This window comes from Methanolobus vulcani, assembly GCF_900100715.1.
In the GTDB taxonomy this organism is placed as follows: Archaea; Halobacteriota; Methanosarcinia; order Methanosarcinales; family Methanosarcinaceae; genus Methanolobus; species Methanolobus vulcani.
Genome location: NZ_FNCA01000007.1, coordinates 60,962 through 86,376 on the forward strand (window position 1 = coordinate 60,962; position 25,415 = coordinate 86,376).

The window sequence follows — 25,415 nt, forward strand, 5'->3', positions numbered from 1 at the left end:
AATAAGTGATAACATGCCTGATTCGAAGTTCGCACAGAGGGTCCTGGGTATAGATATTTCCGGGATAAGAAAGATGTTTGAGGGCGCAGGCCCAAACTCTATTAATCTTGGTCTTGGACAGCCGGATTTTGATACACCGCAGCACATCAAACAGGCTGCAATCGATGCTATCAATGATGGTTTTACAGGTTATACCGCAGGACCGGGAATTCCTGAACTTCTTCAGGCTTTGAGTTCCAAATTCAAAGATAAGAACAATTTTGAAGTCTCACCAAATGAGATCATTGTCACATCCGGTGCTTCAGAAGCCCTTGAACTTGCAATGGCATCCCTGGTAGATCCTGGAGATGATGTGCTTATAGCAAATCCGGGTTTTGTTTCATATAATTCTCTTGTAAATATCATGGGTGGAAAAGTTACGCCTCTTCCTCTTGCAGATGATCTTACAATAAGCCCTGAGTCTGTAATGGAGAACCTCACTCCAAAGACAAAGGCAATTATTATTAATTCTCCTGCAAACCCTACCGGTGCTGTTCAAAGCAAGAGCGACATGAAAGCATTTGCAGAAATAGCAGATGATCACAACATAACAATAATTTCTGATGAAGTGTACGAGCATTTCATCTATGAAGGTGAGCATGTCAGTCCTGCTCAGTTCTCAGATAATGTGATAACTATCAACGCAGTGTCCAAGACATTCTCCATGACCGGATGGAGAATCGGTTACGTTGCTGCAAAGAAGGAATATACAGAGCAGATGATCAAGGTCCATCAGTATGTACAGGCATGTGCTAATTCCATTGCCCAGAAGGCTGCATACGCAGCAATCTCCGGCCCGATGGATTCTGTCTATTCAATGCGCGATGAGTTCAAGGCCCGCAGGGATATGCTTGTGGAAGGTCTGAACTCAATAGGACTAAAATGTGAATACCCAAAAGGTGCTTTCTATGCTTTCCCTGAAGTTCCCGAGGGAACTACTTCCGGGGAGGTCGCTTCAAAACTTATAGCTGCTGGAGTAATAGTTGTTCCGGGTACGGCCTTCGGCGACCGCGGAGAAGGGCACATTCGTCTCTCCTACGCTTCATCCAGGGACAATCTCAAAAATGCTCTTGATATAATGGAAAAGTCCCTCTGAAAAAGGAAATTCAAAATATCATTTAAGGTCTAAAGAATTTATATTTCAAAACTGCATATTCTTAACTGCAGGTTTATAATGTGATGATTCGCAGTAGATGACTGCTTTCACGTTTTTCTGAATATTACCTCGTTAAAGATATAGTGAGCATTTTGTGAAAGATGTGTTGTATCAAAATTTGTGAATTCCTGCTTGCTCGCTATCAAGAGGATTAAACATCATTATTCACAATATTTGTGTGCTATTAATTCTTAACTTTAATTCTAAACATTATTTCCTGATTTTTTTAATAAGATGTGCAATTAGTATATTTTGTGTAGTTGCATAAATTAATAATGATTTAATAAAAATCTTATACAACTAAGAAGTATACTAACTCTAATTTGGTGAGTGGGAGCATGAAAGTGGTTACTAAAATTTTAATTGGCACTTTTATTATTGTTTTAATTTTAATATCTGTAGTATTAAATGGTATTTTTTTGAACTATCATGAATGGCGCAGCAATGATCTAAGAAATAATTATGTGTACACTGTTCAAATAACCGGCCTCGAAGGACAAATTGTAAATGAAACCACTAAAATAGTAGTTCCGATACCTGCGAACATCAATGGATCGTTTGTTTCGGTGCCTGCTCAAAAAGAACCGACTTTATCTCAGAAGTTTGTTCATGAATATGTCTTGCATACTCCTCTTGAATACCGGAAAGGTCCCTACTTCAAAAATACAACTGAAGCATTTGATTACAGAGCAATTGAAGGAAACTGGACCAGTTACGTAATCAATACTGAGGAGGGATTCATGTTGTGTTTTCAGACTAATGAATCAGTTCTTGAAAATATATACTTGAGGGACCAGATTGTTGTAGATCATGTTAACGGATTAAATCCACTTGATAAAAGCAATCCCATACTTTTTCCGGCAAGTAATTTTTCTGATGCAGAGAATATTTCCTTTGAAGACATGGGAATCTATCATTTAGAACCGGCTTATACGTATGATTCTTTTATCAATACAAGTAATAATCTGAATAAAAAGGAATTACATTTTTCCGTTAACCTTGATGTAAAGGAACGAATTTCCAAAGGCTCTAATGAATACAAAATTAAGTTGCTAACCGACATCAATAATTCAGGAAAGACAATAGTTAATGTGATTATAAGTGAACCGATTTCAAAAATAGCTCCTTCCTAAATGTATTCCCCACTATTTTTCCGAATAAGGGAGCATCGCATTTTTTATTGTGGTGATATGTCCAATGGTTTTCGAAGTTAATTAACTTGTTCTCTCCAAAAAGACAATCAATAATGGAAAAAGTATTGTGATGACTTTTAATAGTCATCCATTATCACATTTTCTTCAACTACTTCTTTTTCTGCGATAGCTTTTTTGACCATCTCTATAAGTGTTGAAGTAACTTCTTCGATGCCTTCTCCGGTAGCAGTTGACATTTTCATATCAACAAAATCAAGGTCTCTGAACTGTGGCAGATCTGCCTTGTTAGCAACAACAAGTACAGGTAACTTAAATCCGCTGCGAACTTCTTCAAGCATGCGTTTCTGATCTTCTATCTCATATCCACATGTTTCAGTTGCATCAATTATGAAAAGAACAACAGCATCAAGGTTCTTCAGTGCTGTAATTGCCTGAAGCTCGATTTCATTACGTTCTGACATTGGTCTGTCAAGAAGACCTGGCGTGTCCATTACCTGATATCTGTCATTACCTACAAAGAAATGTCCTATTGATACTCCTTTTGTGGTAAATGGGTAAGGGGCTATTTCAGGTGTTGCTCCGGTAACCTTGGTAACAAAACTGGATTTTCCAATGTTTGGGTATCCTGCAACAACAATGGTTGGCTCGTCATTTACTGAAGGCAGTTTTCTGAGCTTATTACGTGATTCGTTGAGGAATATCAGATCTTTATCAATTGAGCGCATAATGGATGATAATCTTCCAAAACACTGTTTTCTAACTGACATAGGTTCTCTTGCTTTCCTTATCTTGCCAACGTGTTCCCTTGTGACTTCATGTATCTTTGCGCTGGCCCAGTCAAGCCTGCTCAGGGATTTTCTCATATCGTCAACGCCTACCATAACATCTGCAAGTTCATAATAGAAAGGTGGCAGATTCTCAAAAGTAGGGAATCTTCTAACAATGTTCTTCAGGTTATCTGTAAGTATGTTACCAGCGGTAAGCATCATTGACTCATTTGCTTCAATTGCTGTCTTTCTTCCACTGATAGTCTTTCCGGACATGGCTCTGGTTGCTCTTCTAAACGCCTTGTCAAGTAATTCCTCGGATGTCTGGACTGTATTAATTTTCTCAAAGATCATGTTTCTTCCTGTCGTGGCTTCAAATCACTTCAACATATAAAGCCCTATTCCTATAAATAGAATCTTTTAAAAAATGTAATTTTGTGAAAAATCCCTTCTTTCAGATTTACTAATTATGATACTATACTATGTTTTATATATCTCTTAAGAGTTATCTATAAACTATATTTGAGTTTATGGACCCGGTGATTTTGTGGAACTGACTCCTATACAGAAAGATATTCTTATTGCATTGATCAATCTCCAGAGAGAAAAAGATCGAGCTGTTAAAGGCGAAGAGATTGCAGAGCTTATTAGCAGGAATCCCGGTACTGTCCGGAATCAGATGCAATCTCTGAAAGTCCTCGGGCTCGTTGAAGGTGTCCCTGGTCCAAAAGGTGGATACAAAGCTACAGGCGAGGCCTATGAAGCTTTAAGTATCACAGCAATGGATCATGAGGCGAGTGTTCCTATTTTCAGGAACGATCAGCTCGTGGACGGTGCAACGGTAGCTGAGATCAGCTTTACCACTGTAAGGCATCCTGATCTTTGCCATGGTATGATTAAAGTACTTGGTAATATTAAGGGATTTGAACAGGGAGACCTTGTGCAGGCAGGCCCGACACCTGTGAACAAACTGGTTGTTCGCGGTGAGATCGTAGGAAGGGACGATACGCAAAACACTCTTGTTTTCTCAATAAATGAGATGATCTCCCTGCCAAAGAAGCCTGTCAAGAATTATGCCCGTACTAACATGATATCAATAAGTGGAAATGCCTCCATTCAGGAAACTGCACGTTTGCTTGTTGAAAAGGGCATACATGGAGCACCTGTAATAGAGGATGAGATTATTCTTGGTGTGGTTACTTTCACTGATATCGGTGATGCTGTAGCAAGTGGAAAAATGACTGCAAAGGTCAAGGACATCATGACCCGTGACCTCATTTCCGTTGATTCTGAAACCTCTCTTTATGATGCTGTGAAGATGTTCGATACTCACAATATCGGTTTCTTGCTGGTATCCTATGATGGTGTGCCAAAGGGAATCCTGTCCAAGAAGGACGTATTCCACGAACTAGTGGTATATTAATAATAGTTAATGAAATTAAAATAGTTCAACAGAACTATTTTCTGTCTTTTCTAACTTTGTTTGCTGTATATGGGAAGGGATCCACAGGAGTATAGTTATAAATACATCTGTTTCGATATATTTGTAGGGAGTGATATTTTGTATGACATAACAACGCGAACAAATCTCGGGTATAATGAAGCAATTGCAAAGGTTAAGGAAGAACTGACGAAAGAAGGTTTTGGTGTCCTCACTGAGATTGACGTGAAGAGTACTTTGAAAAAGAAACTGGATTATGATTTTACGGATTATATTATTCTGGGAGCATGTAATCCTCCCTTTGCAAAAAAGGCCCTTGAAGGTGAAATGAACATCGGTTTATTACTGCCATGTAATGTTATTGTATATGTGGACGGGGATGAAACCGTAGTCTCGGCCATCGACCCGAAGGAAATGTTAAAGATTGCAGGAAATAAGGACTTTCTTACAATTGCAGATGAGATCAAAGAAAGGTTAGAAAGGGTCATATCAAATATGTGATCAGACACTTCAAGTTCTATCTTTCAAAATACAATCGCCTGGTAATTATTTCCATTATTCAAATAGGCTTTTACAGGTCCTATTTTCTTCTTTTCTTAAGCTCAGTAGCAATCTCATCAAGGGTTATTCCTTTAGCCACGAACATAACCATAAGATGGAACAAAAGATCTGATGATTCGTATATCATCTCTTCCTTGTTCTCGCTCTTAACAGCAAGAATGGTTTCTATGGATTCCTCTCCAACCTTTTCCAGTATCTTGTCGATACCTTTTCTGTGATTGAGTAAAGAACATACATATGAATCTTCAGAAGGATTCTCTTTTCTGTCTGTTATTATGTCGTAAAGCTCGTTGAGTATTGAGAGATCAGTTTCAGGCATGATTTATCCTTTCCTGATAGAAGGTAATCATATTACATCTTTATGGTGCACAGTTCAAACGGGCAACCTATGCTGCAAGCTTTGAAGTTCAACAGATAAAAAAACAGTTATAGTGACGTTGGTTGTAATCCACACACAATATGACGGGATAGTGTTGGTTATACCAACGTCTGGAACTATCATATAAATTTGTTTAATATATCTTTTGTGGTCACACATTTGAAAAAAAGAAAGAAATAAGAGGAAATCAGATCTTTCTCGGATCTGTAATTTCGCCTGTGAGTGCTGATGCTGCAGCGGTTGCCGGTGAGCTCAGGTATACGAAGGACTGTGGACTTCCTTCACGTCCCTTGAAGTTACGGTTGGATGTTGCAAGTCCTACTTCTCCGTCACCGAGAAGTCCGAAAGAACCTCCCATACATGGACCACAGCATGGTGATTCGACCATTGCGCCTGCTTCCATGAACTGTTCGATGTAACCTGCTCTGAGTACTTTCATGTACTCTGTTCTGGATGCAGGGATAATAAGAAGTCTTACGCCTTTTGCAACAGGCTCATCACCCATCATCTTTGCCACAACTTCGATATCCTCGAATCTTCCGTTTGTACAGGAACCTACAAAGATCTGGTCAACTTTTGTGCCTTCTACTTCTGTTACAGGCTTAACGTTATCTACGTTGTGTGGGCATGCAACCTGTGGTTCAAGGTTGCTGATATCATACTTGTGAAGCTCACACTCTGCACCCTCGTCAGACTTCCAGTATGGGTCAAACTCATAGTCTGGTATTCTTTCCTTGAGATATGCTTCTGTAACTGCATCAGCCTCAATGATACCTGCCTTACCGCCCATCTCAATTGCCATGTTGGAGATGGTCATACGCTCGGACATTGGCAGTGAGCTGATAGCTGAACCTGCGTATTCTGCTGCCTTGTATCTTGCACCTTCTGCACCAACATCTCCAATCAGGTGGAGAATGATGTCCTTTGAGTAAACGTGCTTTGGAAGCTTTCCTTCAACCTCAAACCTTATGGTTTCAGGAACCTTGAACCAGAGTTTTCCTGATGCAAAGACTGCTGCCATGTCAGTTGAGCCGATACCTGTTGAGAATGCACCGAGTGAACCGTATGCACAGGTGTGTGAGTCAGAACCTACTACAAGGTCTCCAGGTTTTACGTGTCCCTTTTCAGGCATCACCTGGTGGCAGACACCTTCGTAAACATCATAGTTGATAATGCCCTGTTCCTTTGCGAACTTTCTGAGCATTATGTGGTTCTGTGCAGCGTTTAGTGAGTCTGCAGGAACCTGATGGTCGAAAAGAATTACAATCTTGCTCGGATCCCATACATTCTTCTCTTCCTTATCCCTCATGATCTCGTAGAATCCATCTACTGCAAGAGGTCCTGTGATGTCGTGGGTCATTGCCCTGTCTATATTGGCCAGTACGAATTCTCCGGCTTTTACCGTCTTCCCGGCAGCCTTCGAAAAGATCTTCTCAGAGATCGTCATAGGTTCATTGTTAGTGGACATGTTTATTCCTGCATAATGTTTATTCATTATAAATCAATCGATAAACTGAAATTAAGTGTAATTTTAAGCGTATTTAGGGTTAATTCAGATATTTTTTACTATCCTGTAACTTCCCTCACTATAATGGACGATGTAACTTAAGTATCCTTGCTTCAGGCAGGATTCAGCAATATTTTGACCATTTTCTCCGGTTTCAAAACCGTTGTAGTTCTTATATGTAAGAATAGTGTCCTCTAATTCCAGTATATATCTTTTCAGCAAAAGCTCTGCAAGCTCATAACTTTCCTGACTTCCAATTTCTTTTCCAATGCCTTCACATTCCGAAGTATTGAGCCTGAGTTCTTCCATGTAGAATGGATATGTACTGCACAATAAGGGTCTTAGTTTGTAGATACTGCACCTGTGATCTGTGGTATCATCAGGGATGAACGAACAATCTCCGTTATCTTTTCGACGAAGCATCCATCCGAAAGTATGTATGTTGCCATCTTCATCGATGAGTTCGTCCGCAGCATTTATCTTGCATTCTTCTTCCGATGATTCGGTTTCCATGACAAAAGGCTCTGCAATCTCTTCCAATGTAAGATTGCTCTGATTCTCAATATTATGTATCTCTTTAATGGTTATTGCAACCCGGTTGTCTCCAGAATCCCTGCGACAGCATTTACCACATATCAGGCATTGAAATCCCATATTGTGAATCTCATCTGCAATCTCCTGTACGCTTATCTTTTTAGCAGAATCAAGTTCTGCTTCAAGCTCACGGACCAGGATCTCCTTCACATTCTCATTCATCTGCTTGTCTGAATGCTCTGATCATTTATCTTTCATGGGGTTGGACTTTTTGGGGAGTCACTATTCTAAAATCAGTTGCGTTGTGTATGCTTTGGACTTTCTTTATTGTAACTATGGTATGAACAAAGTAATATGCAATATTTGTTAGTATGACCCTGTAAGTGCATGCATATTATGCAGGTTAATACGTAATCTTTTGTATTCGCCAGTATGGCTTTAAGTATTATTTCTGATATGCCGGAGAAAAATAGCCTGTTATGAGCAGGATGTTTTCTTTTCACAAAAAGAAGTTGTATTCCTAGTTTAGGCTCCAGAATAGATATTTAATAATATCTATTTCATTATCTATTCTTGTGTATCTGAAACATAGTCTATTTGACGGCGTCAAAGTCTAAAAACAGAGCCGGAAGAGTTTATTCATCGGCCTCTTCCACACCGACAGCTGCCAGGAACCTTTTCACGACAGCTTCATTAACAAGTCTTAATAGTGTCTGACGGTCCTTGGAGGCACTGAACACTCCAAGAGGGATCTGCGCGGCTGCAGCGGTTGCATGTCCGCCTCCGGCATCTTCTCCAAAAGCTCTTTTCATGACATCTCCAAGGTTGACCCTGATATCGTTGCTGCGGCCGGAGATATATATCTTATCTTCTGTCACTCCGAAAACGATCGATGTCGAAATACCTTCAAGGTTAAGCAGGTAATCTGCCGCCTGCGGTAATGTGTCCCTGTTACGGATACTTCCGACATTGGAAAGCAGATAGCTTCCGATCACCTGTCTGCTGTTAATGGCTTCACCAAGCACGTCCAGTGTTTCTATTGACATTGAAGGACGTTCCAGTTGTTCCAGTATATCGTGGTCTGATAACGGATAGAGGTATGAAGCTGCAGAAAGGTCCGCAGAATCGGTATTTCTCTTAAAGTCAAGGGTGTCAGTCCTTATCCCATAAAGCAGTGCAGTAGCAAGCTCACTGTCAATATCGATGTTGAGTTCCTGAAGATACTTTGTAAGGATTGTAGCAGACGCTCCAACATGCGGTCTGATATCGATAAAGTCTGCATCTATATCTGCATCAGGAAGAGGATGATGGTCAATAATGATATTCACGTGGGTATCGAGAGGAAGGGAGTTGTTTGCACCTGGCATTGAACAATCCACAAGTGCAAGGTTCTCGTAATTTGTAAATCCTACATCTTCTGATCTGTAAAGGTCAATACCAAGCAGGTTCACAAACGCCTTGTTTTCCTGATGTCCGATCTCTCCGTGATAGATGATGTCTGCAAGTACATTAAAAGATGATGCAATGGTTTTTAGTGCAAGGGCACTGGATATGGCATCAGGGTCCGGGTTATCGTGAACAACAATGCCAAGTTTCTTGGCTTTATTTTCCTCGAACCATTGTGTGAGCTTGTTGCCTCTACGCATTGCCTCTGCGCGCTCAAGTGATCTGGAAAGTGATTTCGCCACCATTCTTGGAGGCATTATTACAAGGTCTGCCCCAAGGGTTTCCATCTCCTGCATGTTAATTACATCAGGAGCTCTTACCACACAGTAGATATCAGGTGATACTTTTTCTCTGACATTTTTGAGGGCTATTTTGTTTGCCTTGGGATCAGAACTCAGTATAAGGATACCTGCAAGATTCTTGGTGTTTATCATGTCAAAAAGGTTAGGGTCGCTGACATCACCAACCAATGCCTCGTATGCTTCCTCACGCAGTGTTTCGACCTTCTGCGCGTCCTTATCAACGATAATAAGTTCCTTGTCAAGTTCCCTGAGTTCCTTGGCTAATGCAAATCCAAAACTCCCACTACCAAGAATAAGGTATGTGGGTTTTATCTTAGTTTTGTCAGTTGCGTTAATCTCCTTTGCAACGTTGTTAATAGAATAACCTCCATCTGGTTAAGGGTCATATTTGCATAAAACAATTTTCAATAAAATAACAGAAATAATACATCAACTGATAAATACAATGCAAACTAAGGAATAAATAGGTAACTATGTCTTCTATCACTTCTTCCAAAATGCGGGCTATCGATGCTAATTGCGCATATATCGGCATGAACCCTTTGCAGCTTATGGAAAATGCCGGCGCTGCAATTGCCCGGGAAATTACGTCTAAGTTAAGTTCAGGTAAAGTACTTTTTGTTGCAGGCAGAGGAAACAACGGAGGAGATGCCTTTGTTGCTGCACGTCATCTGGCAATGAATGAGAACTATGATGTAAGACTGATACTTCTTGGAAATTCTTCACGTATAAGGACAGAAGAATCAAAACAGAACTTTTCTCTTCTCAGTTACAGTGGCCTTACAGAATTAAGGGAAATAGCAGATTCAAAGGAACTTGAAAAATATTCTGGCTGGAAAGACAATGATATCATTGTTGACGGAGTACTGGGCTCAGGAATAAAAGGTGCACCAAGAGAGCCCGAATCAACTGCAATTGACCTTATCAATTCCTCAGATTCATACATTATTTCTATCGATTCCCCATCAGGATATGATCTGGATGGCGGAGAAGTCGTAAAAAGCGTGGTTGCAGACACGACAATCACTTTTCACAAAATGAAAACCGGTCTTGAACTTCCTGATTCTGAAAAATACGCAGGTCTGGTAAAAGTTGCTCCTATAGGGGTTTGCAGGGACGCAGAAGAATATGTGGGTATAGGAGATCTTATGTCACTTGCACATAGGAATAAATATTCCCATAAAGGCAATTCAGGACGGGTTCTTGTAATTGGCGGAGGTGCCTACTATGGTGCCCCGGCTCTGGCAGCTATGGCAGCACTTCGTACAGGTGCTGATATCGTAACAGTTGCAGTACCGGAAAATGTTGCAGACACAGTTGCATCGTTTTCACCAAATCTGATTGTAATTCCTCTTGAAGGTGACAGATTAAATCCTTCAAACATTCCGGTTCTTAAAAATCTCCTTGAAACTCATGATGTTGCTGTGATAGGCCCAGGTCTTGGCAGGGAAAGAGAAACTCTGGAAACTGTAGAACAGCTTCTTCCTTTTTGCAGAAAAGCTGTTGTTGATGCAGACGCGCTCTTTGGACTAACATTGCCTGTAAAAAGTGAGGGTAAATTCATCCTGACGCCACATTCGGCAGAGTTCTCAAGACTGTCAGGTTCTGAGGTTCCTAAAGAACTTGATTCTAAAAAGAATATCGTCAGAAGGTTTGCTTCGGATAAAGATGTCACCCTTTTACTGAAAGGAAAAATCGATGTCATTTCTGATGGTTCGGTTACCAGATTAAACAGGACAGGTAATTCAGGAATGACCGTTGGTGGAACAGGCGATGTTCTTACCGGAATAACTGGTGCTCTTTTTGCAGTCAATGATGCCATGAGTGCAGGTTCGTGTGCTGTTTTCATTAACGGTTCTGCCGGTGATCTTGCCTATGAGGAAAAAGGGAACGGGTTGCTTGCGACAGATATAATTGCCCGGATAACCGATGTTATATTAGGTGTATTATAATGGAGCGGGAAAGCAGAAAAATTAGTGTGGATATCGAAAGAAAGTGGATACGCGTCATTGTCAGTCATGACAAGGATGAGGAAATACTCAAACTTTCACTTGATGAGGCACGCAGTCTGAAAGAACAACTAAATACTACTATTGAGGATTACCTGCAGAGACAAAATATTAGGATTGATTAAAAAACGGTGATCAATTGGAAGCTACATTCACACATATCGAGAACGACCGTGCGGTCATGGTAGACATCAGTAAAAAGGACATAATTGTAAGAAAAGCCATAGCTTCCGGGGAAATAGTCCTTAATGATGCAACCATCGAGAAGATACGCACAGGTACTGTTGAAAAGGGTAATGTCTTTTCCACCGCACGCGTGGCTTCCATTCTTGCAGTAAAGAAAACACCTGAGCTTATTCCTATGTGCCACCAGATCCCAATTACCAAGGTGGACGTGGACTTTTCAATTCATGAGAACATCGTTCGTGCAACTGTTGAGGTGCGTTCTGTGGGAAAAACAGGTGTTGAGATGGAGGCACTCACAGGTGTCTCTGTTGCCCTGCTGACTGTGTGGGATATGGTCAAGTCTGCAGAGAAAGATGAGACTGGTAATTATCCTGCTACTGGAATTGAAAATATAAAGGTTCTTGAGAAAGTCAAAATGAACCAAAACTAATGTATTTGAGGGATGCATTAGGAAGCATTCAAATCACTCTGATCAATTATCAAATTTAATCATTAATCAAATCTTAAAGAGGTAAATTATTTGAAAATCATAGGAGGACCAGCATCCCAGGCTCTTTCATCAAGGGTTGCAAGAGAACTTAATATTGAGCCTACCGTGTGTGACTTTACAAGGTTCCCTGACGGTGAACTGTATTCACGCATACTTGATGAGGACGTGGATGAAGTTACTATTATCCAGAGTACAACAACGGATTCTGATCTTGTTGCATTGTTACAGCTTATTGACGCCTGTGAGGATTCACCTGTCATTAATGTGGTTATACCATACATGGGCTATGCCAGACAGGATAAAAAGTTCAAAAGTGGCGAGCCAATAACTGCCAGAGCGATTGCAAGGACAATTAATGCGGACAGGATCTTCACAGTAAATATACATGAAGCAAGTGTTCTGAGCTATTTCAATGCCGATGCATTCGATCTGGATGCTTCACGTCTTATGGGTTACCATATAAGGTCACTGAACCTGTGCAACCCCCTAATTGTCTCACCTGACAAGGGAGCAATAACCCTTGCGGAGAACACAGCTGCTGATGTAGGACTGGAATATGATTATCTTGAAAAGACAAGACATTCCGGTGATTCAGTAACTATCAAGGCTAAAAATGTCGATGTAATGGACAGGGATATCATCATCATCGATGATATGATAGCAACCGGTGGAACAATGGCAGAATCCATCAAACTGCTGAAATCCCAGGGTGCAAAGGATGTCTACCTTGCATGTGTGCATCCGGTTCTTGCAAGAAATGCGGTACTTCGCCTGTACAATGCAGGGGTAAAAGATATTATAGCTACCGACACAATAGAAAAGGTGCAGAGTTGTGTCAGTGTGGCACCTCTTATAGCCAATGCTTTAAGAAGTATCTGATCATTAATATATTGAGGTTTGATAATGACGTTGCCCGATGTTTGTCCCAAAGACGGAGTTTCCCAGTGTAAGAAAAAAGCCTGCCATCTTTACGTAGTAGAGTGGCGTACCGGGGACGAACAATGTGTTATCGGGTACCGCTCAACTCACAAAGAGCTTTCAAGATCCACTCCTATGGAAGATACTTATGCCCAAAGCACGCGCATGAGGCTTCAAAAGAAAGTTCCGGTTGAAAGAAGGTCCTGGCCTGAACCAGAACAAAGTACGGAAAGACGTCAGCATCTCAAGCGTCAGCCAGTTCCTGCGGAAGCCCCCACAGAGATTGCCGGACTTCCGCCTAAAGAGCCAATGTCTCCTGTCAACCAGGAAGAGGTTGTGGTTAATGACAAGGACACCACGGTTTTTGAAGCTCGCAAAGATGGCCAAAAGGAAGACAAAAAGAGAAAATCTCTGGATGAATTAATGGATCTGGACCTTCCGGAAGATTATGAGGAAAAGTTCTGGGACTAACTCTTCTGAATGTTTCATGACGGCTGGAATTCTTTGCACGGTATATGATCTGCTTCTGGATGAGCTGGGCTCTCAACACTGGTGGCCTGCAGATACGGCTTTTGAAGTTGTTATCGGAGCCATGCTCACGCAGCAGACAAAATGGACCAATGTGGAAAAGGCTATAGAGGGCCTGAAAGAACATGGTCTTCTGGAAGTAGAGCCTCTTGCTGAAGCTGACACCGAGCTTATAGAAGAACTTGTACGATGTTGTGGTTTCTACCGTCAAAAAGCTTCCAGGTTAAAGGGAATAGCGGCTTTTTTTGCAGAAAATGGTATGGAAACTGTTTTTTCCCTGCCTGTAATGGAACTCAGAAAAACTATATTGTCTCTGAAAGGAGTTGGCAATGAAACTGCTGACAGTATTGTGCTTTATGCTGCCAACAAACCCAAGTTTGTTATAGATGCCTACACTACCCGCATGATGAAGTGTATTGGTATTGAGGGCGACTATATACAGTTGCAGCAGAGGTTTGAAGCAGAACTTCCTAAAGACGTGGATATCTATAAGGAATACCACGCCCTCATAGTTGAATATTCAAAAGCCTATTGCGGCAAAAAAAGATGTAATGAATGTATTCTGAAGGATTTGAATGAGAATGGACATTGAGACTTACAATAAGATATACGAAAGCCTTGAGAGTGTAGATGACGTGAAGAAATTGTCACGGCAGTTCTCACAGCCCATAGGCACCCTCCATTCAATATTGAATCAGAAAACCGTTACAAAGGTAAAGAGAAATTTCTCAAGGGTAAAGAGTAAGTCCCCAAGGCATCTGAAGCAATGGAGAAAAGGAAAAAGTATCATTGAGATAGCAAAAAAGAATGATATTCCTGCAACTCTTATGGTTTCCATGCTGCTTAAGGAAATGGGCATTCCTAAGAAAGGTTTTATCAGGAATATCGATGAACAGCCAGACGGACGTCTTAAAAGAGAAGTAATTGCGGCTATGGATTCTGATTTCTTCTTCTCTCCAAAGGCACATGAGCTTCATGCAGAGAAAGGTGAAATGGGAGAATCCATTCTTGCGGAGTGGCTTGGTGAACACGAGATAACATACAGGTCAGAAAATGACCTTAGGGCCGAAGGTTTTTCAAAGACTCCTGATTTTCTGCTGGATTCGGAAATTGTGATCGATGGCATCGATATTTTCTGGATAGAAAGCAAGGCTCTTTTTGGTGATGAGAAAGAGCATGAATACTATATTAAAAAGCAGTTCAGGGAGTATGAAGAGAATTACGGTACCGGCATGATTGTTTACTGGTACGGTTATATAGATACTCTTAGTTACAATGGGAATCTGATAAAAGATTACAGGTTCTTCGATAAGGATCGTGATACGATAGAAGAACTTCTGAACTTCAAGACATACTGGTAACTATTTACCGACTATTTGTTTTTTTGTATCTTTTTCAGTTCAGACATGACCTTTTTTGTATATACCTGATATACGCCTTCGTCATCATATACTACAACTTCCTTGTTGATGGTGGCATGATTTGCGTGGACCACAAGGAATGGCCAGAGCTCATTACTTTCCGGATCACGCTGGTTCTTCATGTTGAAAATATCCTCAGAGGTGCTTAATGAGATCCTGTGCATATTTTCGGTAATGCGAGTCATATTAAAATGAACATTAATTTTTTATTAATACCTTTCGTGTTGAAATTATATGAGGTGGGAATCTGTCCTCAAACGGACAAAATACTCTTCTTAGATTCCTTTCAGGAATTTTGTCTTAAGCAAAGATTATAATAGTAACAATCATCTAAGGTTACTGACTCCGGAGCATCCGGACATTACAATATTCTCATTATATCGGTGAAATCATGGCAGACATTACACATTGGGCTGATGTCATAGCTGACGAGGTGCTGGCAAAAGGCAAGAAGCACCTTGTTGCAACAGGTATCACACCCTCAGGTCACATTCATATTGGTAACATGCGCGAGGTCGTAACTGCAGATGTAGCATTCAGGGCTCTTGAAGATAAAGATGCTGATGTCGAGTTCATCTACATTGCAGACACATACGACCCATTAAGAAAGGTCTACCCTTTCCTGGATGAAAGTTATGCGCCACACGTTGGCAAACCACTTTCTGAGATCCCATGCCCATGCGGCAATCACAAGAATTATTCCGAACACTTCCTTGAGCCATTCCTTGCAGCTCTTGAACACCTGGGAATCCACCCAAAGGTCTACAGGGCAGATGAGCTTTACAAGGAAGGTGTCTACGTAGAAGCTATCAAGCAGGCTCTTGTGAAAAAGGATGAGATTGCAGCAATCCTTCAGAAGAAATCCGGCAAGACCCCGGTAGATACATGGAACCCGTTCAACCCGATATGTAATGACTGTGGAAAAGTAAACACCACCATTGTAACTGGTTTTGATCTTGATGCTGAAACCGTGGACTATGAATGCTCATGCGGAAGCAAGGGTACAGTATCGATGAAGGGCGGTGGAAAACTTACATGGCGTGTTGACTGGCCTGCAAGGTGGAAGGCCCTTGGTGTCACGGTTGAACCATTCGGTAAGGACCACGCTTCAAGAGGCGGATCATATGACACCGGTATATCTATTGCAAAAGAGATATTTGACTATGAGGCACCACACCCAATAGTTTATGAATGGATCATGCTTGGTCAGAAAGGTGCAATGTCATCATCAACAGGCGTTGTTGTTTCCATTGCGGATATGCTCAAGGTGGTGCCACCTGAGGTACTGCGTTATCTTATTATCCGTACAAAACCTGAAAAGCACATCAGATTCGATCCTGCTTTACCACTTCTTACACTTGTAGATGAATTTGAGCGCCTGCACTCAAGTGACAAGGCAACAGATTATGATAAGAGAATGATCGAGCTTTCACATGCAGCAGGGCTTTGCCACACAGATATTCCATTCAAGCACATGACAACGATCTATCAGGTTGCTGCAGGTGACTTTGATAAGATCATGAATATCGTGAAGAGAGCAGGGTATGACACCAGCAGTGAGAAATGCATACGTGAGCTTGTTGACAATGTTGGTAACTGGCTTGAGATGTACGCTCCTGACAATGCAAAGTTCAGTGTTCAGGAAGAGCTTCCTGTAAGTACTGCACAACTCAATGATCTTCAGAGAGCTTTCCTCAGTTCCTTCTCAGCCATACTGGACAAGAGCGGTGAGCTGAACGGTGAAGATTATCATAACCTTGTATACTCTGCAAAGGAAGCAGGCACCGAACTGAACATAATGATCGCTGAATCATTGAATGTTGATGCAGCCGCACTTGAAGTAAATCCAAAGGAACTTTTCAAGGCAATATATGTCTCAGTTCTGGGACAGCCTTCAGGTCCAAAAGCAGGCTGGTTCCTTTCATCACTTGAGAAGGACTTCCTTGCAATGCGCTTTAAGGAAGCAGCAGAGTATAAGCCTTGACCCTGATCATGGAGGATAATTCATTCCCGGGCAATGAACTTCAGGGCAAATCTCACTTTCTTGCCTGGGATGAAGAATACAAACATGTGACCTGGGGTGGTCCTAGGTCTATATCGATGCTGGAGGGATTAATTTCTTCCAGTTCACTAATTCTTGACCTTGGTTGCGGGAATGGCAGATTCCTTTTGCCGCTTTCCCGTAAGTACAATACAATTGGTACTGATGTCTCATCAACTGCAGTTCAGAGAGCCAGGGATTACCTCATAAAAAGTAATGTTGAAAGTGACAAGAGGGCTGAATGCCTTGCTTCGAGTATAACATCGCTTCCTTTTTCTGAGAATTCTTTCGATGCAATTCTGTGTCTGGGAGTTTTGCAACATCTTCTGGAAAATGAAAGAAGACAGGCAATTTCTGAGATAAAAAGAGTGATGAAAACAGGCGCGGTTCTTGTACTGGAAGTTTTTGGAACAGAAGATATGAGATATGGTGGCGAATCTGTGGAAAAAGACACCTTCATCAGAAAAAATGGCATCATATACCACTATTTTACACGTGATGAACTGGATTCATTACTTGAAGGATTTGATATTTTAGAAATAAAAGACCTGATATCAGAAAAAAAGTTTCATGGCAAACCACACAGGCGCCATCAAATAAGAGTAATTTTAGGTCTTTAGAATGCGATTCCAAGATAGTTCAGCGCAATAATTAGAAGTGCACCTACTACACCTCCAATTGCACACACCAGAATGACTATCCATGTGTATGCTATATTGAGGCCGAGCACAAGGTTTGCAACAACCAGTATGATAAGACCCAGAACTGTGTTTATCACCATGTTCTTTATCGTCTTCAGTACCTTCCAGAGGATGATAGCGACTATTATAGCCACTATAAGAGTTATTATTTCAATTGCCATAATCACCACTTTTATATTACTATGATAAGTATTTAATGATTACTAAAAAATTAGAGTTTGTTTACATCACTCAGAAATTTAGTGATTAATTCTTTCATTTCATCAACATTATGGTACTCTTTACAGATTATCCTCTTATCACCAAGAAGCATGGCAGAAACATTTGCTTCTGGAACATGCAGACAAAGCACTGTTATTCCTCTCTGAAGCGCACTGCACATTTCATAGCCAACACCAATTGAAGGTGTGCTGACCTCTGCTATCATGCACTCACTTTTCTCAAGAAACTTCATATCCCTGATGTATATCTCTTCTTCAGAAAGCAGTGATTCTGTCTTTTCAAGTTCAGGATCTGCCACATGCCAGCTTAGAACTTCATGGCCGTTGTCCTGAAGATAATTGCACATCTCCATGTAAGTGGACAGCATCTGCCTGCCACCTCTGATGGAGGCTGAAAGGAAAATTCTCATTGGACACCTCTGTGATAGTGCCCTCTGGTATGGAACTCACTGACGTCACTTCCCTGCCAGATGTGTTTTGTGTCACCTGTGTAGTAAGCATCGATATTGGCCCTGTATGCCCTTGTGACCATGCCAACGTTGTAATCATCCATATTCCTTGCATCGACCCTGAGTCTGGAAAGACCTGCTTTGATAAGCTGTGGAATATCATCCAGCAGGCAGAGTTCTCTTGAATTGAATATGTGGGTTCTACACTCTGAATCTGTTTTGATGGGGAACTCAAATCCCTTTTCATCAATAATCTCAAAACTGCCACTCTTGCATTGGGAACCACAGTTGAAACCATTCTCCTCTTTCTGTCCGAGCACACCGCCTATAAGACAGTGTTCAGACTCCATTATCTGAATCTGGCCATGTGCAATATATTCACAATCTCCATACCTTGCAATATCAGTAATCTGTCCAAGATTCATTTCAGTTGAGAGTGTAACAGCATCGGCACCTTTTTCTTCAAGTGCATGAAGGCTGTGTTTATTGAACACATTCATGGAACTGTCAGTCAGTATTTTAAGACCTGCAGCCCTTGCAATTTCAAGGACCCCTAGATTCGCTGCAATTATTCCTTCAAATCCAAGTTCCTTTGCAAGTTTAATTGTTTCTTTCATATTCTGGAATTCTGAGTCTTTCGTAATGATTGGAGTGTGCAAATAAACAGGGACATTTTTATCAGAAGCAGACTCGATCATAAATTTCCAGTCATTGCTTTGAAGCTCTTTAAGTGAAGCGTCAATGTAAACAAGGTCTGCTCCGCTCTTAAGTGCAGAAACGAGTTTTTCAGGACGATCAACACTAACTGAAAGCAGTATTTTTTTCTCCTCACTTTCAGTGTCAGCTTCGTTTTCTGTTTCCTCGTCTGAAATTTCAGAACTTCTATCATATGCCGTTCTTCTAAACTTCTCAATTATGATATTTTCCAGTTCAGCGGTGGCTTCTGTTCTTGCATTGTTCAGCTCTTTTATGGGGACGAATGCATCATCCGGCATATCAATGTCAATTTCCTGAGCCTCAAAAACAGTGTTTCCGGTTTTTGAAAGCTGCTTTCTGACATTGTCTTCTGTAGTTGGTCTTTTCTGGGATTTCTCTACAATGTAGTCAGAAACAACAGTTGATGTATTATTTTTAGTATCAGAAAGTGAGAGTTCGAGTTTCTCCCCGATGAGTGCTTTAAACTTAATAGAAACCGGAACCTTACGTATCGGTGCAGGAGAACTGTAGGAAGCTTGCAATTCTTTCATCAGGGAATCATCAAGAGTCCTGTAAACTGTACTTCCATTTTTGGGTGGCTGGTCAAAATTGATAGTTATAATCTCTCCATTGCCTGCCTTCTTCTCAAGTATGTTCCCAATGTAGATTCCTCGAACGATTGTGCCGGCATCCCTGCTGCCTTCAAAACCAATTCCATCGCCTACTTCAAGCTCCCCTGTAAGGGTTATTTCCATTCTTTTAAACTTATTATTGTATCCGCTGACCTTGCCAGCAACAATTCCCTGATTGTGTGGTCTTTCCCGGCTCATCAGGTCTCCAGCAGGATCACCCTCAAAGTATCCGGTAGTGAACTCACGGTTGAATAACTGTTCCAGATTCTCTTTTTCTTCATCAGTAACAGAATAGTTGTCCGGGTCTTCCACAAATCTATTAATAAGGCTGCGATATATTCTCACAACGCCTGCAACATATTCGGGGCGCTTCATCCTGCCTTCTATCTTGAAAGAATCTATTCCTGATTTTATGAGTTCAGGTAATATCTCTGAGGTATTCAGGTCTTTTGGACTCAGAAGGTAGCTTCCTTCTGTTATTATCTCCTTTCCGTCCCTTCGTAACCTGTATTGTTTGCGGCATGGCTGGGCACAATATCCACGATTGCCACTCCTGCCACCTATCATGCTGCTCATGAGGCACTGGCCTGAATAGCAGATACAGAGGGCACCATGTACGAAAGCTTCAATCTCTACTCCAGTCTCGTTTTTAATCCTTGAAATCTCCTCAAGTGAGAGTTCCCTTGCAAGTACAATTCTCTTAACTCCCATTTCTTTCAGAGCCAGCACAGCTTCTGTGTTATGTATCGTCATCTGTGTGCTTGCATGGATCGGAAGTGAAGGGACTTTTTCCCTTGCCAGTTCCAGAAGTCCTATATCCTGCACAATGATGGCATCAGTTCCAAGTTCATCAAGGGTATACATGAGCTCAAGTGCTTTTTCCATCTCACTATCCTTGATGAGTGTGTTCATGGTAACATAGACCTTGACACCTCTAAGATGTGCAAAGTCAAGTGCTTCCCTGAATTCCTCTATGGTGAAATTTCCTGCATATGCCCTGGCGCTGAAATCCTTTACTCCAAGGTACACTGCATCTGCTCCGTTTTCAACAGCAGCTATCAGGGATTCCATATTTCCGGCAGGAGCTAAAAGTTCGGGAGTTTTAAGCATGATAATCGCTCAGATGAGGTGAGAGTATATAAAAGCCCCTCTCACCAAATATCAGAATACCTCACCAGAATAACTTACTGCTTTATACAAAGATAAGTTGCCATGAACCCATTCTGATGGTCAAATTTCTCAATTCTGAAACCTGCCTGTTCGATGAGTCCTTTCATGACCCAGTCGAATGTGGAGTATTCTTCCTTGATGTGAAGTTTCATTTCATTGACAATCTCATCTCCTGATTCAGGTGGCATATTCTGGAATATCTGCAAGAAATAAGCATCAAAATCAGGAATCTTTGATGAAAAGACTACATCTTTCAGGAAGAACTTTCCTCCCTCTTTCAGCATTGAATGGATGTTCTTCAGAGCGATAAGTTTCCAGAAGTCTGGCAGGTGGTGCAGTACAAGCTGAGTGACTACAGCATCATATTTTGTCTCACCGGAATCAAATGTAAGAAATCCTGCCTTGCTGAATCTTATATTTTCTCTCTGTCTTGACTTTACTTTCTTTTCTGCAAAATCAAGCATCCTCTGTGAAATATCCAATGCAGTAACCTGTTTGCAATGTTTTGAAAGCTCAATGGAGAATTCACCAGTTCCGCATCCTATCTCCAGAATCTCATCATCTGGCTGAATATCGATGAGTTCACACATGTTTTTAGCTTCTTCTACAATGTTGCGGATGGTTGCCATCTTCCTGTCGTAGTTCAGGACCTCTTTTTCACTTCCGTAATCCGTTCCTATCTGGATCAATTCATCATAATACCATTCAGGTAATTCTTTCATAGGCATTCCTTCTGTGTCCTCTTATATCTTTTAAACAAATAATAAATTGTTGGTATGTCAAATTGATTAGGACACTTGTAAAATTAGCAGAAAAGTGAGGATTAAACAAGAAAGAGAGGAAAAGAAATCAGTTCTTTTCCTTTTTCAGGAAAAATCTATTAAGTACAAAAAGTCCGGCAACGATGACTACCAGATAGTACAGTGATCTGAATATCGGTCTGTATTGATATTCAAACCATGTGCTGATTATTTCGCCAACTGAGAAATACAACTGAAGCGTTGCAATGGCAATGATAATTCCCACAAGTGCAAGCATCCCATTCCTGAAATGATCTTCAGCAGTCTTTTCCTTCTTCTCCTTTTTTTCTCTTTTAGGAGCAAAACTTACTATCTCTTCATTCACTTCCACACTTTCATTTTCCTCACTCATTGCAATCTCCTCCTCACCATGTATAGTGCTGCGATAAAACCAATTACAGCTATTGAGCCGGTAAATCCCGGACTTTCTGCTGTTTCATCATATGCAGTCTCTTCAACGGCAGAATCCCATTTGTAGTCCTCTTCCTCTTCCACCAGGAAGTCGGCTGTATTAATATTCTTATTCTGAACAAGCTGTTCTCTGTCGATTACTTTTTCCGGATTTAGCTGCACATAATCCTCGTCAGTCTTGACAATGGTGTTTCCATCCCAAACACTGATCTCTACAACGTAGTTATAAACAGAGGGAACTGTAAGATTCACGCTTATGATTGCAGTTTCTTCCGGTTCTATCTCGCCGGAGTTTGTCCATTCTTTATCTGCAACAAGGCGTGCATCCATTTCCCTGGCCTTGATAAGTATGCGATAATCCCTGGAAGTTTCAAGTCCTTCATTTTTGAGATAAATATCATTCTGGATGACCACACTCCTGGGGTTTGTTTCCCGCACCAGAAAATCAATGGTCTGTATCTGGATTCCGGTGTCCTGCATGTCGCTTTGCAGGGTATCAAGTCCGGAAAGTGTCATCCACTTCTCATAGCTCAGTTTTCCATCATCCATGATGGTTGTACTGATTCGGTAGTCCTCACTTTTCAGAAGGCTGATACTCTGGCTGATAGCCTTTGTTTCCCATTGTTCTATTGGTCCTATTCTTGCTTCCTGTTTCTTCTCAAGAAGTCCGGTATTTTTATTGAATACTTTCAGGACAACAGTTGCATTACTGTCGCTGTCAGAATCCATGTTCTCTACATAAGTAGTCACATTGAGCCAGACATAAGTGCTTTTGACACTGTCTGCTGAGATCTCAATGTCTCTGATCCCCAAATTAGAGCCTTCTTGTTCATCGAAGTCACGCAGACATCCGCTGGACACTGTGAAAAAGGCGATAACAATTAAAATAAGAATGAAACGTATGGTGTTCTCTTTCTGTTTCATTGATGTTTCCCCATGATACTACAAAACGCTACTATTTAATTATTGTTAAATATCGATGTAAAAAATAGTATGTGACTTGTCTTTAGTCTTCTCAATGTAGGTTTACAAAATATCATTTTGAACATATACGGATTAGAGGATTGAATAAGGATTAAAGGTCATTTTAAAAGATGATGGAGTTCAAAAAAGTTGCAAAAGCTTAAATAGACTTCAATTCTTCTCTATTTACTCAAAGGGAGCACATAATGTATGCAGAATGATGATGGAAGAAGCAAAACTGCAGTAAAAGTGACTACAAATGGGATGATCTTCAATGTCTTCCTGACACTTTTTAAATTCATTGCGGGAATTACCGGGCACAGTTCGGCAATGATCGCTGATGCTGTCCATTCATTTTCTGATTTTATTACTGACATCGTGGTAATTTTCGGGCTCAAAGCCGCTGGAAAACCGGCTGACCATAATCATCACTACGGTCATGGCAAAATAGAGACTCTCTGTGCAGCCTTTGTTGGTATTGCTCTTTTTATAATTGGATTAGAGATCCTCCTGAGTGGCATGGGGAAAATACTTCTTGTAGCAAATGGAGGCAGCCTTGAGCAACCGGAAACTATTGCTCTTGTTGCTGCAGTAGTATCGATTCTTGTTAAGGAAGGGTTGTACCGCTATACACTGAATGCCGGCAGGTCAATAAAAAGTGATGCAATGATCGCAAATGCATGGCATCATCGTTCAGATGCTTTCTCTTCTGTGGGAACAATGATAGGCATTGGAGGAGCAATAATCCTAGGAGGCAGATGGGTTATTCTTGATCCTATCGCCGCGGTCATTCTGAGTTTTTTCATATTCAAGGTTGCATTTGATATCTCTTATACAAACATCAATGAACTTACGGAAGCAGCCCTTGATAAAGATACTGTCGAAGAGATAAGTCATATTATTGTCTCTACCGAGGGTGTCAGGGACTTCCACAAGCTTAAAACAAGAAAGATAGGCAGTAACATCGCAACTGATGTACATATCCAGGTAGATAAGGACCTAAGTCTTATCGAAGCTCATGATATATGTACTGAAGTTGAGAATCGCTTACGTTCAAAGTTCGGAACGGACAGTATACTTTACATCCATTGCGAACCTGATATGTAATGCTGTTAAAAAATAGTTTTCTCAGTCTGTGCAAATACACGGATTTTGTTTGCATGTAGGGCAATGATCTGGATACTTTTCCAGAAATGCAGCTTCAAGGTCAATATCATAGAGATTTGCCAGGGCTCCTATCCATGCGAAACAGTCTGCAAGCTCTTCCCTGATATTTTCCATATCTTCCCTGCGAATAGCTTCCGCAAGTTCGCCTATTTCTTCCACAAGCCAGAGAGTTGTTGCAGCTGCACCTCTTCTCCTGTCGTTATGAGCGTAAAGGTCGTACATGCGTTTCTGGAACTCGGATATTTCCACGTCTTCTCCTCCTTTTAGCTCAGAGCCTTACAGGAATGTCTTTTTTCTTAAGATGCTCTTTCACATCATTTACAGTGTATTCACCGAAGTGGAAAATACTTGCTGCAAGTGCTGCATCGGCTTTTCCTTTTGTGAAACCTTCGTACATGTGTTCTGGATTGCCGACTCCACCTGATGCGATGATTGGGATTTCCAGTTCCTCGGAAAGCTTTTTTGTGATCGGGATGTCAAAACCGTCATAGGTTCCATCTCTATCCATACTTGTTAGAAGAATCTCGCCGGAACCCAGTTCTTCTACTTTCTTTGCCCACTGGACAGCGTCTATCCCGGTTGGCTGCCTGCCGCCATAGATTACAACCTCATACCATGCAGGCGTTCCGTCCTCAAGCTCAATAATAGTCTTGTCAGGATTGTTCTCAACATCAAGGTTGCGTTTGCAGTCAATTGCTGTAACAATGCACTGGGCACCGAATATCTCGGATGACTCTTTGATAAGATTTGGATTTTTTACGGCTGCCGTGTTAATGGATACCTTGTCGGCCCCTGCCCTGAGGATCTGGCGTATGTCCTCTATGGAGTTAATCCCTCCACCAACAGTTAGTGGAATGAAAACCTCATTTGCAGTTCTCTCGATGACCTTGACCATTGTTCCTCTTCCTTCATGGGATGCGGTAATGTCAAGGAATACAAGCTCATCGGCTCCCTGTTCGTTATATCTCTTAGCAAGTTCCACAGGGTCTCCTGCTTTTCTCAGGTCTACGAATTCTATTCCTTTAACAACTGTTCCGCCTTCTTCATCAAGCGTAACATCAAGACATGGTATGATCCTTTTTGTGAGCATATGTGATTTTGTCCCTTTCACTGCATTTGATTATTTGTTTCTGCCAGAATGATGACAGATGGTGTATTTAATAAGAAGATATCGAGTTTTTATTTAACACTTCTTGTTGTAGCTTTTGTGGTTCTGAATGAAATGGCCAAATATACAGCAGAGTAAGATTACAAATTTTTCCGGCTATCGATGGGCGTTGTTTGTTGTATCCTCAATTTTCCGTGATGAACAAACCAGTCGTTATC

The 25,415-nt window shown here is 41.1% G+C and carries 28 protein-coding genes; 14 read left to right on the forward strand and 14 right to left on the reverse strand.

The window, feature by feature from the left end; translation table 11 throughout:
- The first annotated feature begins 13 nt into the window (after positions 1-13).
- Entirely contained in the window at positions 14-1,135 is a 1,122-nt protein-coding gene (locus BLP52_RS10605; RefSeq protein WP_091710527.1) for a pyridoxal phosphate-dependent aminotransferase, read from the forward strand.
- Positions 1,136-1,533: 398 nt separating this feature from the next.
- Positions 1,534-2,328 carry a hypothetical protein gene (locus BLP52_RS10610; RefSeq protein ID WP_154717853.1) on the forward strand — a complete coding sequence of 265 codons (795 nt, stop codon included), beginning with the start codon at positions 1,534-1,536 and terminating at the stop codon, positions 2,326-2,328.
- A gap of 137 nt (positions 2,329-2,465) precedes the next feature.
- Here the strand turns inward: BLP52_RS10610 and BLP52_RS10615 are convergent, their stop codons facing one another.
- On the reverse strand, positions 2,466-3,470 hold the full coding sequence (locus BLP52_RS10615; protein WP_091710463.1) for an NOG1 family protein: 1,005 nt from the start codon (positions 3,468-3,470) through the stop codon (positions 2,466-2,468).
- A gap of 193 nt (positions 3,471-3,663) precedes the next feature.
- Here BLP52_RS10615 and BLP52_RS10620 point away from each other — a divergent pair, with 193 nt between their 5' ends.
- Together BLP52_RS10620 and BLP52_RS10625 are read left to right on the forward strand one after the other, a co-directional pair.
- Positions 3,664-4,539, forward strand: coding sequence for a CBS domain-containing protein (locus BLP52_RS10620; protein ID WP_091710464.1), 876 nt, complete (start codon positions 3,664-3,666; stop codon positions 4,537-4,539).
- Between the two features lie 138 nt (positions 4,540-4,677).
- Positions 4,678-5,058 (forward strand): DUF302 domain-containing protein, encoded by a 381-nt coding sequence (locus BLP52_RS10625; RefSeq protein ID WP_238380799.1) that lies wholly within the window; start codon positions 4,678-4,680, stop codon positions 5,056-5,058.
- Positions 5,059-5,137: 79 nt separating this feature from the next.
- Here the strand turns inward: BLP52_RS10625 and hisE are convergent, their stop codons facing one another.
- The 4 genes from hisE to BLP52_RS10645 form a co-directional block, all read right to left on the reverse strand.
- On the reverse strand, positions 5,138-5,437 hold the full coding sequence (gene hisE, locus BLP52_RS10630) for a phosphoribosyl-ATP diphosphatase (RefSeq protein ID WP_091710466.1): 300 nt from the start codon (positions 5,435-5,437) through the stop codon (positions 5,138-5,140).
- 247 nt (positions 5,438-5,684) lie between these two features.
- On the reverse strand, positions 5,685-6,965 hold the full coding sequence (locus tag BLP52_RS10635) for a 3-isopropylmalate dehydratase large subunit (RefSeq protein ID WP_202905784.1): 1,281 nt from the start codon (positions 6,963-6,965) through the stop codon (positions 5,685-5,687).
- An 84-nt stretch (positions 6,966-7,049) separates the two neighbouring features.
- A complete protein-coding gene (locus BLP52_RS10640) occupies positions 7,050-7,760 on the reverse strand; it encodes a YkgJ family cysteine cluster protein (RefSeq protein WP_091710467.1) in 711 nt (236 codons plus the stop codon).
- A 413-nt stretch (positions 7,761-8,173) separates the two neighbouring features.
- Positions 8,174-9,643 (reverse strand): DHH family phosphoesterase, encoded by a 1,470-nt coding sequence (locus BLP52_RS10645; RefSeq protein WP_091710468.1) that lies wholly within the window; start codon positions 9,641-9,643, stop codon positions 8,174-8,176.
- A 116-nt stretch (positions 9,644-9,759) separates the two neighbouring features.
- On the opposite strand from BLP52_RS10645, the gene BLP52_RS10650 reads away from it, so the two are divergent.
- The 7 genes from BLP52_RS10650 to BLP52_RS10680 all read left to right on the forward strand — a co-directional run bounded on the left by BLP52_RS10650 (position 9,760) and on the right by BLP52_RS10680 (position 14,778).
- On the forward strand, positions 9,760-11,238 hold the full coding sequence (locus BLP52_RS10650) for an NAD(P)H-hydrate dehydratase (protein WP_091710469.1): 1,479 nt from the start codon (positions 9,760-9,762) through the stop codon (positions 11,236-11,238).
- Positions 11,238-11,420, forward strand: a complete 183-nt coding sequence (locus BLP52_RS10655; protein WP_091710470.1) for a hypothetical protein — start codon at positions 11,238-11,240, stop codon at positions 11,418-11,420. Before BLP52_RS10650 ends, BLP52_RS10655 begins: the two co-directional genes overlap by 1 nt.
- Before the next feature lie 14 nt (positions 11,421-11,434).
- Entirely contained in the window at positions 11,435-11,911 is a 477-nt protein-coding gene (moaC, locus tag BLP52_RS10660) for a cyclic pyranopterin monophosphate synthase MoaC (protein WP_091710471.1), read from the forward strand.
- A 90-nt stretch (positions 11,912-12,001) separates the two neighbouring features.
- Entirely contained in the window at positions 12,002-12,850 is an 849-nt protein-coding gene (locus BLP52_RS10665) for a ribose-phosphate diphosphokinase (protein WP_091710472.1), read from the forward strand.
- 24 nt (positions 12,851-12,874) lie between these two features.
- Positions 12,875-13,360, forward strand: a complete 486-nt coding sequence (locus BLP52_RS10670) for a hypothetical protein (protein ID WP_091710473.1) — start codon at positions 12,875-12,877, stop codon at positions 13,358-13,360.
- A 16-nt stretch (positions 13,361-13,376) separates the two neighbouring features.
- On the forward strand, positions 13,377-14,009 hold the full coding sequence (locus BLP52_RS10675; RefSeq protein ID WP_238380800.1) for an endonuclease III domain-containing protein: 633 nt from the start codon (positions 13,377-13,379) through the stop codon (positions 14,007-14,009).
- Positions 13,993-14,778: a C15orf41 family protein gene (locus BLP52_RS10680; RefSeq protein WP_238380801.1), complete on the forward strand. Its 786-nt coding sequence runs from the start codon at positions 13,993-13,995 to the stop codon at positions 14,776-14,778. The genes BLP52_RS10675 and BLP52_RS10680 overlap by 17 nt, the downstream gene beginning before the upstream one ends.
- 11 nt (positions 14,779-14,789) lie before the next feature.
- Here BLP52_RS10680 and BLP52_RS10685 read toward each other — a convergent pair whose 3' ends face one another.
- Positions 14,790-15,023: a hypothetical protein gene (locus BLP52_RS10685; protein ID WP_091710474.1), complete on the reverse strand. Its 234-nt coding sequence runs from the start codon at positions 15,021-15,023 to the stop codon at positions 14,790-14,792.
- 206 nt (positions 15,024-15,229) lie between these two features.
- On the opposite strand from BLP52_RS10685, the gene lysS reads away from it, so the two are divergent.
- Positions 15,230-16,822, forward strand: coding sequence for a lysine--tRNA ligase (gene lysS / locus BLP52_RS10690; RefSeq protein ID WP_091710475.1), 1,593 nt, complete (start codon positions 15,230-15,232; stop codon positions 16,820-16,822).
- The gene (locus BLP52_RS10695) at positions 16,819-17,499 is read left to right on the forward strand and encodes a class I SAM-dependent methyltransferase (protein ID WP_238380802.1); all 681 of its coding nucleotides are present in this window, start codon (positions 16,819-16,821) and stop codon (positions 17,497-17,499) included. Before lysS ends, BLP52_RS10695 begins: the two co-directional genes overlap by 4 nt.
- Here BLP52_RS10695 and BLP52_RS10700 read toward each other — a convergent pair.
- The 6 genes from BLP52_RS10700 to BLP52_RS10725 form a co-directional block, all read right to left on the reverse strand.
- Positions 17,496-17,741, reverse strand: coding sequence for a pro-sigmaK processing inhibitor BofA family protein (locus tag BLP52_RS10700; protein WP_091710476.1), 246 nt, complete (start codon positions 17,739-17,741; stop codon positions 17,496-17,498). The genes BLP52_RS10695 and BLP52_RS10700 overlap by 4 nt on opposite strands.
- Before the next feature lie 50 nt (positions 17,742-17,791).
- Positions 17,792-18,211, reverse strand: coding sequence for a nucleoside 2-deoxyribosyltransferase (locus tag BLP52_RS10705; RefSeq protein ID WP_091710477.1), 420 nt, complete (start codon positions 18,209-18,211; stop codon positions 17,792-17,794).
- The gene (locus tag BLP52_RS10710) at positions 18,208-20,688 is read right to left on the reverse strand and encodes a U32 family peptidase (protein WP_091710478.1); all 2,481 of its coding nucleotides are present in this window, start codon (positions 20,686-20,688) and stop codon (positions 18,208-18,210) included. The genes BLP52_RS10705 and BLP52_RS10710 overlap by 4 nt, the downstream gene beginning before the upstream one ends.
- A 74-nt stretch (positions 20,689-20,762) precedes the next feature.
- Positions 20,763-21,470, reverse strand: coding sequence for a class I SAM-dependent methyltransferase (locus BLP52_RS10715; protein WP_091710532.1), 708 nt, complete (start codon positions 21,468-21,470; stop codon positions 20,763-20,765).
- Between the two features lie 127 nt (positions 21,471-21,597).
- Entirely contained in the window at positions 21,598-21,900 is a 303-nt protein-coding gene (locus tag BLP52_RS10720) for a DUF8060 family membrane protein (RefSeq protein ID WP_091710479.1), read from the reverse strand.
- Entirely contained in the window at positions 21,897-22,883 is a 987-nt protein-coding gene (locus BLP52_RS10725; RefSeq protein ID WP_091710480.1) for a DUF7490 domain-containing protein, read from the reverse strand. Before BLP52_RS10725 ends, BLP52_RS10720 begins: the two co-directional genes overlap by 4 nt.
- Before the next feature lie 249 nt (positions 22,884-23,132).
- Between BLP52_RS10725 and BLP52_RS10730 the strand changes: the two genes are divergently transcribed.
- Positions 23,133-24,029 carry a cation diffusion facilitator family transporter gene (locus BLP52_RS10730; RefSeq protein ID WP_091710481.1) on the forward strand — a complete coding sequence of 299 codons (897 nt, stop codon included), beginning with the start codon at positions 23,133-23,135 and terminating at the stop codon, positions 24,027-24,029.
- Positions 24,030-24,050: 21 nt separating this feature from the next.
- On the opposite strand, the gene BLP52_RS10735 is transcribed toward BLP52_RS10730, so the two are convergent.
- Both BLP52_RS10735 and hisF read right to left on the reverse strand, forming a co-directional pair.
- Positions 24,051-24,338, reverse strand: coding sequence for a MazG nucleotide pyrophosphohydrolase domain-containing protein (locus tag BLP52_RS10735; protein WP_091710482.1), 288 nt, complete (start codon positions 24,336-24,338; stop codon positions 24,051-24,053).
- A 19-nt stretch (positions 24,339-24,357) separates the two neighbouring features.
- The gene (gene hisF / locus BLP52_RS10740; protein ID WP_091710483.1) at positions 24,358-25,179 is read right to left on the reverse strand and encodes an imidazole glycerol phosphate synthase subunit HisF; all 822 of its coding nucleotides are present in this window, start codon (positions 25,177-25,179) and stop codon (positions 24,358-24,360) included.
- Positions 25,180-25,415 lie beyond the last annotated feature (236 nt).